The following is an 8,707-nucleotide window of genomic DNA, read 5'->3' as shown; positions in this document are numbered from 1 at the left end:
TGATAATAGTTCACAGCGAGCTCCAAAGAAACAATTCTCCCTTGACTTGTGACAATCGCCTGAGCCTTCATAGCGTGGCATTTCTTTTTACCAGAATCATTCGCTAATTGTTTTTTAGGGCGATTGATTTTTACTTCCGTCGCATCAATCATTACCGTGTCCTCAGAACTGAGAGGAGTTCTTGAAATCGTAAAACCACTTTGAACAAGAGTTACTTCAACCCATTGGCTCCGACGGAGTAAGTTGCTTTCGTGGATACCAAAATCAGCCGCAATTTGTTCATAAGTTCGATATTCTCGCACATATTGAAGAGTGACCATAAGAAGGTCTTCTAGGCTTAGTTTAGGTTTTCTTCCACCTTTTGCGTGTTTAAGTTGATAAGCTGTTTTAATACAGCTAACATTTCTTCAAAAGTGGTACGCTGAACACCAACAAGACGATTAAATTGTGCATCAGTTAGTTGTTCACTTGCTTCATAATCCATAGAACTATTATACCATATATTGTTTCGCAGGAAGTCTAATAATGTTCGAAATTGAAGCAGGTTAAAGAGACAACTAAAGGCTTGTCGCATAAAAGACTGCATGATAGCCAAATTGACCTGCTACTGCAGAACCTGCCATAGGCCCAACAACACCTCCCAGATAAAAGAATACCTGATTGAAGGCAAAGACCCTCGAAATGCCGGCTTTGGGAGTCATTTTGCTGAGTAGGGCATTAACCCCGGGAATCAAGGCACCAGTTCCCAATCCAAAGAGGAATCGATAGAGTCCTAGTTGAAGGGGGCTAGAGGCATTGGCACAGAGGAGATAGATGATGACTGAATAAAACTGGGCGACAACCAAGAGACGATGATTGCCCACCTTGTCACCTAGCTTTCCCATAACTCCTGCACTCATCATACTGGAAAAGCCCATACTGGACACAATCAAACCAGAGACAAAAAGAAGATTCTCTGTCTGCCCTAAGTCGCGTACATAAAGAGCCAAAATAGGGCCGATCGATTGAGCTGAAAATTGGATGACAAAACTGGTTAAAAAGAGATTGAGCAAAAGATAGGGATATTTAACAGAGGTAAATAATTCCTTTGTTGGAATGGCCTTTTCCTTGGCTACTGGTTGAAAATCTTCCTTGATAAAGCAAATAGTCAAAACAGCAGCTAAAAATAGAAAACTACCAACCAGTAAGAAAACAGTACGAATGCCAAATAATTCTGCGATAAAGCCGCCAATAAAAGGACCAGTTAGAGTACCTGCAACTACGCCTGTAGACAAAGTACCTAAGGCAGAGCCTGATTTCTCCTTGGGAACCTGACTGGCTATCAAGGCTGTTGCATTGGGAACAAATCCTGCAAATACACCATTCAGTAAGCGAAGAAAGATTAACCAATAGATATTTGGCACAAAGGCCAAACCTCCCATAGTGATAGTCATGGCCAGACCAGCACGAATCATCATGGGTTTTCGACCGTATTTATCAGCAAGGATGCCCCAGATAGGAGAGAAAATTGCCGCAGAAATAGCAGAGACAGAAATGGCTAAACCTGCAAAAAAAGCAACTTGCTCTCCCCCTACACCCAGACTTTCCACAAAGATGGGCATAAAAGGCACAACCAAGGAAATACTGGCTCCTGTCAGAAAATTACCAAACCAGGCAATGCGCAGATTATCCTTCCAGTTAATCTCTGTCATCTTGCTTACCTCCCTCAAGGCGGGTAAGCACTTGAGTAAGAAGCTGATCCTGATTGCCATTGTTGTCTAGAATTTGGCTGGCCAAATCTTTCTTTTTCTCTAAAGGCCACTGGGCTGCCAGACGAAACTCAGCTTCATCTTTGGACAAGTGGTCCCTTTTCATTAAGCGTTCTACTTGGACATCTCGGTCCACATAGACCAACCAAGTCTCATCAAACCAAGAGACGTAGTCCTGCTCAAAAAGCAAGGGAATATCCATGAAGAAAATCTCTTCTGTCTGAGCCAACTGGTCTCTCAAAGTAGCCAGTTCCTCACGGATAATCTCCCCTTGAATTTGCTTAGACCATTCCCGTTCTTCAGGATTTGAAAAGATAAGACTAGCTAGGAGAGGGCGATTGAGTTCTCCGTTTTTTAGAATTATTTCTTGACCAAAGTGCTGGACTAGAGCCTCAAACAGACGACCACCAGGTCTCTGTAGTTGGTGGACAACCGCGTCGGCATCCACCACTTGAAAGCCTTGCTTTCTTAGAAAATTTGTCACGGTTGACTTACCAGAGGCAATTCCTCCTGTGATTCCAATGATTTTTCCCATCAGTCCCTCCTTTGACAGTTTGGACAAAAGTGGGTGCCTCGTCCGCCTAGTTGGATTTTCTCAATGATGGTGGCACAACGTGAACATTCTTGACCAGCCTTGTCATAGACCTGATGAAAATCCTGCATAGTTCCATCTTCCCCAAAGGCATTGGTATAGGTTCGAATGGTGGAACCACCTTTTTCAACAGCCTGTCCCAAAACAGCAATGGTCTGGTCATGAATGGCAGTCGCTTCTGCTGCTGTCAAATTCTGGGAAGGTCTAGCCGGATGAACCTGAGCTCGCCAGAGAACCTCATCCACATAGATATTGCCAAGTCCAGCTACCAAGGTTTGGTCTAATAAGTGAGATTTGATAGGCTTTTTGGACTTGGCTAGGGCAGCTTGAAAGACCTGCAAATCAAATTCTTGTTCGCTTGGCTCAGGACCTAATTTCTTAGAAATAAAGTAGGCTTCCATAAGGTCAGGCGCCAAGAGTTCCATAGTACCAAACTTGCGAACATCCTCATAAACAAGCGTGCCACCATCCTCAAACTGAAAGAAAACATGGGCATGCTTGCGTTCTGGCACTTGATCTGGATAATAAAAATACTTGCCCTCCATCCGCAGATGGGAAATCAAGACCTTGTCTGTCAGGTAGAAAATCAAATATTTACCACGACGTCCCATTGACTCAATAATCTGACTAGGCAGCTCCTTTTGAAACTCATCCAAATCCGTTTTAATCATCTTGGGATAGCGAATTTCTATACTCGAAATCTTTTTACCCAGAATCAATTTTTCTAAGCCACGACGAACGGTTTCAACCTCAGGTAATTCAGGCATAAGTCCTCCTTCTGTAAAAATAAGAAGCAGGCATGAGCCCACCTCTACTTAGTATTCTTTTTCATTATAGCCAAAGTCAGCCAAATCTAGCTTTTTATCACGCCAGTTTTTCTTGACCTTGACCCATGTTTCTAGGAAGACCTTATCTCCTAGCATGAGTTCAATATCACGACGGGCCATACTACCAATTTTCTTAAGCATAGCACCACCTTTTCCAATGATAATCCCTTTCTGACTATCGCGCTCGACCATGATAGTTGCACGGATGTGAACCTTGTCTGTATCCTCGTCTCGTTTCATAGAGTCCACCACTACAGCAACTGAGTGAGGAATCTCTTCACGAGTTAGGTGTAAGACTTTCTCACGAACCATTTCTGAAACCAAGAAACGTTCTGGATGGTCTGTGATTTGATCAGACGGGAAATATTGGAAACCTTCGTCCAGATTTTCACTCAAAATATCCACTAGACGAGAAACGTTATTCCCTTGAAGAGCTGAGATTGGAACGATTTCCTTAAAGTCCATTTGATTACGAAAATCATCAATCTGAGACAAAAGCTGGTCTGGGTGAACCTTATCGATCTTGTTCACAACCAAAATCACAGGAACCTTGGCAGCCTTGAGGCGTTCGATAATCATATCGTCCCCTTTACCACGCACTTCATCAGCAGGCACCATGAAAAGAACGGTGTCCACTTCGCGAAGGGTACTGTAGGCAGACTCAACCATGAAATCTCCGAGAGCTGTTTTAGGCTTGTGAATCCCTGGCGTATCGATAAAGACGATTTGTTCCTTATCAGTCGTGTAAATTCCCATGATTTTGTTGCGCGTTGTCTGCGCCTTGTCACTCATGATGGCAATCTTTTGCCCCATAACGTGATTTAAAAAGGTTGACTTCCCAACATTGGGACGTCCTAAAATGGCTACAAAGCCTGATTTAAAAGTCATAATTTCCTCTTACTGTTTAAAATAATAAATCCCAGATTCGTGGGAGAAAAATCAATGCGCCTGTTAAGGCTGCGAAAAGAGAGACCACTAATACCGCGCCAGCCGCCATATCCTTGGCATTTTTAGCCAGCATAGAAAAGTGATAGTGACTGGCCAAATCCACCACATTTTCGATAGCAGAATTGATAATTTCAAAAGCTACTACCAAGAAAATGCTCAATAGGAGAAAGAGCCATTCGATTCGTGACACCTGAAAAACAAAACCTGCAAGAATAACTACAAGAGCCGTTACTGCATGTTTTCGCATATTGCGTTCTTCCTTGATAGCAGTAAAAATTCCTGTAAGGGCAAATTCTAAACTGGATATCAGGTCACGATTTTTCCATTTTCGTTTATTGTCTTGTGAGTCCATAGGCTGTCAAAATTTCTTCTTGTAAACCGAACATCTCCGCTTCTTCTTCCGGAGTGTAGTGATCATAGCCGTTGATATGTAAAAAGCCGTGTACTGCCAAGAAGCCCATCTCACGCTCAAAGCTATGGCCATATTCCTCGGCCTGCTCATGAGCCTTATCAATAGAGATGAACAGTTCCCCAATATAGGCATCAAACTCAGACATCATCTCTGCCAATTCTGGATTTTCAAGTAAATCCTCTTCGTCAAAGGCAATTTCCAACTCTGGTTTATACTCAAGGCTGATAACATCTGTCGGACGGTCCGTGTCACGGTACTCCAGATTGAGTTCATGACTACGCTCATTGGTCACAAAAGTGACTGCCATCTCCTTGTCTTCTTTGCCTAATTTTTGGGCTGCAAATTCCAAAATTTCTTGGGTTTGTTGCAACATTTCTTTTGAAACTTGACCAGTTTCATCTACCATTTCAATATACATGTGCTTCTCGTTTCTCTTTACTTGGCTTTATTATACCACATTTCCATGATTTTATTCTACCTTTTTGATATAATACTATGGAATACAATCACAAGGAGAGAACGATGTCATTTGACGGATTTTTTTTACACCACATGGTTGAGGAATTGCGAAGAGAGTTAGTGAATGGTCGCATTCAGAAAATCAATCAGCCTTTTGAACAAGAGTTGGTCTTGCAAATCCGCAGCAATCGCCAAAGTCACCGCCTGCTCCTTTCTGCCCATCCAGTTTTTGGACGCATTCAGCTGACCCAAACAACTTTTGAAAATCCAGCCCAGCCTTCTACCTTTATCATGGTTTTGAGAAAGTATTTGCAGGGTGCCCTGATTGAGTCTATTGAGCAAGTGGAAAATGACCGTATTGTGGAAATGACAGTTTCCAACAAAAACGAGATTGGGGACCATATTCAGGCTACCTTGATTATCGAAATCATGGGGAAACACAGTAATATTTTACTGGTTGATAAAAGTAGCCACAAAATCCTCGAAGTCATTAAACACGTCGGCTTTTCACAAAATAGCTACCGTACCTTGCTTCCTGGATCGACCTATATCGCTCCGCCAAGTACGGAAGCTCTCAATCCTTTTACGATCAAGGATGAAAAGCTCTTTGAAATCCTGCAAACACAGGAAACGAGAGCTAAAAACCTTCAAAACCTCTTTCAAGGTCTGGGACGCGATACGGCAAATGAATTGGAAAGGATTCTGGTTAGTGATAAACTGTCTACTTTCCGTACCTTTTTCCATCAAGAAACCCAGCCATGCTTGACTGAGACATCCTTCAGTCCAGTTCCTTTTAAAAATCAAGTAGGAGAGCCTTTTACCAGTCTTTCTGATTTGCTGGACACCTACTATAAGGACAAGGCAGAACGCGACCGCGTCAAACAGCAAGCCAGTGAACTCATTCGTCGTGTTGAAAATGAACTTCAGAAAAACCGACATAAGCTGAAAAAACAGGAAAAAGAGTTACTGGCGACAGACAACGCTGAAGAATTTCGTCAAAAAGGAGAATTGCTGACAACCTTCCTCCACCAAGTGCCTAACGACCAAGACCAGGTTATCCTAGACAACTACTACACCAACCAACCTATCACGATTGCGCTTGATAAGGCCTTGACTCCCAACCAAAATGCCCAACGCTATTTTAAACGGTATCAGAAACTCAAAGAAGCTGTCAAATACTTGACTGATCTGATTGAGGAAACCAAGGCCACTATTCTCTATCTGGAAAGTGTAGAAACCGTCCTCAACCAAGCTGGGCTGGAAGAAATCGCTGAAATCCGTGAAGAATTGATTCAAACTGGCTTTATCCGCAGAAGACAGCGGGAGAAAATCCAGAAACGCAAAAAACCAGAACAATATCTAGCAAGCGATGGCAAAACCATCATCTATGTCGGCCGAAACAACCTACAAAACGAGGAGCTAACCTTTAAAATGGCACGCAAAGAGGAACTTTGGTTCCATGCCAAGGACATTCCTGGAAGCCATGTTGTCATCTCAGGCAACCTAGACCCATCTGATGAAGTCAAGACAGACGCAGCAGAGCTAGCCGCCTACTTCTCGAAAGCTCGCCTGTCAAATCTGGTTCAGGTAGATATGATTGAAATCAAGAAACTCAACAAACCAACTGGTGGAAAACCCGGCTTTGTCACCTACACAGGACAAAAGACCCTCCGTGTCACACCAGACCCAGAAAAAATCGCATCCATGAAAAAATCCTGATTTTACTTAAAATCAGGATTTTTAACATACTATTCACTCAAATCATATCCAATTATAGGACTAATCTTTGCCACCTAGTTTCTCATTGATTTTCATCATCACACTAGCAATTTTTTCACCCCAATAAGGGTCTGAGGCATATTCTACATTCATACCAGACGCCTTGTTTCCAAGGAAAGTTCTTCCCCTATCGATATAATTTTCCTTAATCCACTTGCTTGCACCTAAAATTCCCTTATCCACATCATCAAATGTCTTAGCAGAAAGGTAAGGGGTCGTATCATAGGCTGTAATGCCAAAGAAATTATTCTTATCTTTGGCAATTTTACTTCTTCCCCAGTCACTTTCTAGGGCACTATGGGCAAGGAGATAAAGGGCATTGATATGGTAATGTTCTTCGGCTTCCTTAAAAGTAGCGCCCTTGTTCTCCAAAAGGCTATTGTTAATGTTTAGCAAACTAAATACCTTATCCAATTCTTCAGCACTGTAGTTGGTAGCCTCTGTTAAATCTTTGAAAAGGAAGGGATTCTCAAGCTTAAAACCATCAAAATGCAGGCCATCTGCCGAATAATATTTCTTGCCTACTTCCATATCAGAAAGATGAGAAGCTACTGGGATACTAGCATTCTGAGCCACATAGTGATAAAAACGGTGGCCATCACTCTCATAATAAGGGATAAAGTCCTTACTGGCATCTAGCGCTTGTAAATCTTCTGTTTTCATATAGCCTGACAAACCAGAAATAGTAATAGCCAGGCGCTTGTCATCACTTTTTCTATCCTTATCTAGCCAAACAACACTAGCTTGCGATATATAGGAGAGCTTTTCACCATCTGCATTATAGATATTTGCTGTGACTGGTACTACTTGATAATAAGCAGCATTTTCATTTGTAGCTTTTTCTCCACGCCATTTACCATCGCTTCCAAGCTGATAACCATCTACTGTCTCATTTTTCGCCATGTAGCCACCGGATTTGAAGTAGTACCAAGCTTGACTATGAGAATCGTAGACCCATTCTTTTTCAGCTATTTTCCCATCAGATTTGAGATAAAACCAAGATTCCTTATCCCAAATCCATTCATTGGCTGCCATGTAGCCACCGGATTTGAAGTAGTACCAAGCTTGACTATGAGAATCGTAGACCCATTCTTTTTCAGCTATTTTCCCATCAGATTTGAGATAAAACCAAGATTCCTTATCCCAAATCCATTCATTGACTGCCATGTAGCCACCGGATTTTAGATAATAATAGTGACCATTCTCGAAAATCCATTCTTTATCAGCATGGTTTCCATTTTCTTTGATGTAAAACCAAGATTGGTATTGTCTGTCAAAAAGCCAACCTTGCTGTACTTTGGCACCAGTGGCATTCACATAAGCCTGGTCAATCCACTGACTTGTCAGTAAATAACCACCAGATTTAAAATAATAGTCCTTCCCTTTAATTTGGAGCCATTCTTTCTCTGCGTGCTGTCCATCTGCTTTGATATAAAACCAAGCATCGTATTGAGAATCATAGACCCAGTCTTCTATTACTTTGGCACCTGTTGCACCAACATAGGAAGTTCCTACCCAAGCATTTCTTTTCATCTTTCCATCTTGGTCAAGATAATAAAAGGCTCCCTTGTCTTCTACCCATTCTGATTTGGCCATATAGCCACCAGATTTGAGGTAAAAATAGTCGTCACCTTGCTTTAGCCATTCATTTTCAGCATAGTTGGCATCTGCTTTTATATAGAACCAAGATTGATAATGAGTATCAAAAACCCACTCATTCGCTGCTTGACTGCCATCTTCTTTCAGATACTGTTTTCCTTGCCAAGTACCATCACTAGCCATTGCACCCTCTGGACTAGCTAAGAAAAATAGCAGAGCTAAAAAAATAAATCTTACTTTCTTCATTAACCTTCTTCCTCTGTTCTTATTTATTTTATTGTACCAAAATTCTCCTAAATTCATATTACAAACTAATAAAAAATCAAGAACAGATTGATTGCAG

7 protein-coding genes and 2 pseudogenes are annotated in these 8,707 nt (G+C 41.8%); 1 reads left to right on the top strand and 8 read right to left on the bottom strand.

Annotated elements, in window-relative coordinates; translation table 11 throughout:
* The 7 genes and pseudogenes from HT708_RS07585 to ybeY form a co-directional block, all read right to left on the bottom strand.
* Positions 1–484 (bottom strand): annotated as a pseudogene (locus HT708_RS07585) (transposase family protein); the annotation flags it as partial.
* A 36-nt stretch (positions 485–520) separates the two neighbouring features.
* A pseudogene (locus tag HT708_RS07580) lies at positions 521–1,691 on the bottom strand (multidrug efflux MFS transporter); the annotation flags it as partial.
* Entirely contained in the window at positions 1,678–2,283 is a 606-nt protein-coding gene (coaE, locus tag HT708_RS07575; protein WP_172926224.1) for a dephospho-CoA kinase, read from the bottom strand. The pseudogene HT708_RS07580 and the gene coaE, both read right to left, overlap by 14 nt.
* Positions 2,283–3,107 (bottom strand): DNA-formamidopyrimidine glycosylase, encoded by an 825-nt coding sequence (gene mutM / locus HT708_RS07570; protein ID WP_172926223.1) that lies wholly within the window; start codon positions 3,105–3,107, stop codon positions 2,283–2,285. The genes coaE and mutM overlap by 1 nt, the downstream gene beginning before the upstream one ends.
* 48 nt (positions 3,108–3,155) lie before the next feature.
* Positions 3,156–4,055, bottom strand: a complete 900-nt coding sequence (gene era, locus HT708_RS07565; protein ID WP_172926222.1) for a GTPase Era — start codon at positions 4,053–4,055, stop codon at positions 3,156–3,158.
* A gap of 16 nt (positions 4,056–4,071) precedes the next feature.
* Positions 4,072–4,467: a diacylglycerol kinase gene (locus HT708_RS07560; RefSeq protein ID WP_000378166.1), complete on the bottom strand. Its 396-nt coding sequence runs from the start codon at positions 4,465–4,467 to the stop codon at positions 4,072–4,074.
* Complete coding sequence (gene ybeY, locus HT708_RS07555) at positions 4,448–4,945, bottom strand: rRNA maturation RNase YbeY (RefSeq protein WP_000275156.1); 498 nt, start codon at positions 4,943–4,945, stop codon at positions 4,448–4,450. Before ybeY ends, HT708_RS07560 begins: the two co-directional genes overlap by 20 nt.
* Before the next feature lie 104 nt (positions 4,946–5,049).
* Here ybeY and pavA point away from each other — a divergent pair, with 104 nt between their 5' ends.
* Entirely contained in the window at positions 5,050–6,705 is a 1,656-nt protein-coding gene (gene pavA / locus HT708_RS07550; protein WP_172926221.1) for an Rqc2 family fibronectin-binding protein PavA, read from the top strand.
* A gap of 60 nt (positions 6,706–6,765) precedes the next feature.
* Here pavA and HT708_RS07545 read toward each other — a convergent pair whose 3' ends face one another.
* On the bottom strand, positions 6,766–8,667 hold the full coding sequence (locus HT708_RS07545; protein WP_172926220.1) for a glucosaminidase domain-containing protein: 1,902 nt from the start codon (positions 8,665–8,667) through the stop codon (positions 6,766–6,768).
* Between the last annotated feature and the right edge of the window lie 40 nt (positions 8,668–8,707).

The sequence above is a fragment of the Streptococcus sp. 3613 genome (assembly GCF_013277375.1).
In the GTDB taxonomy this organism is placed as follows: domain Bacteria; phylum Bacillota; class Bacilli; order Lactobacillales; family Streptococcaceae; genus Streptococcus; species Streptococcus pseudopneumoniae.
Note: the sequence above shows the minus strand (reverse complement) of the source record. Positions and strands in the feature narration are given on the sequence as shown.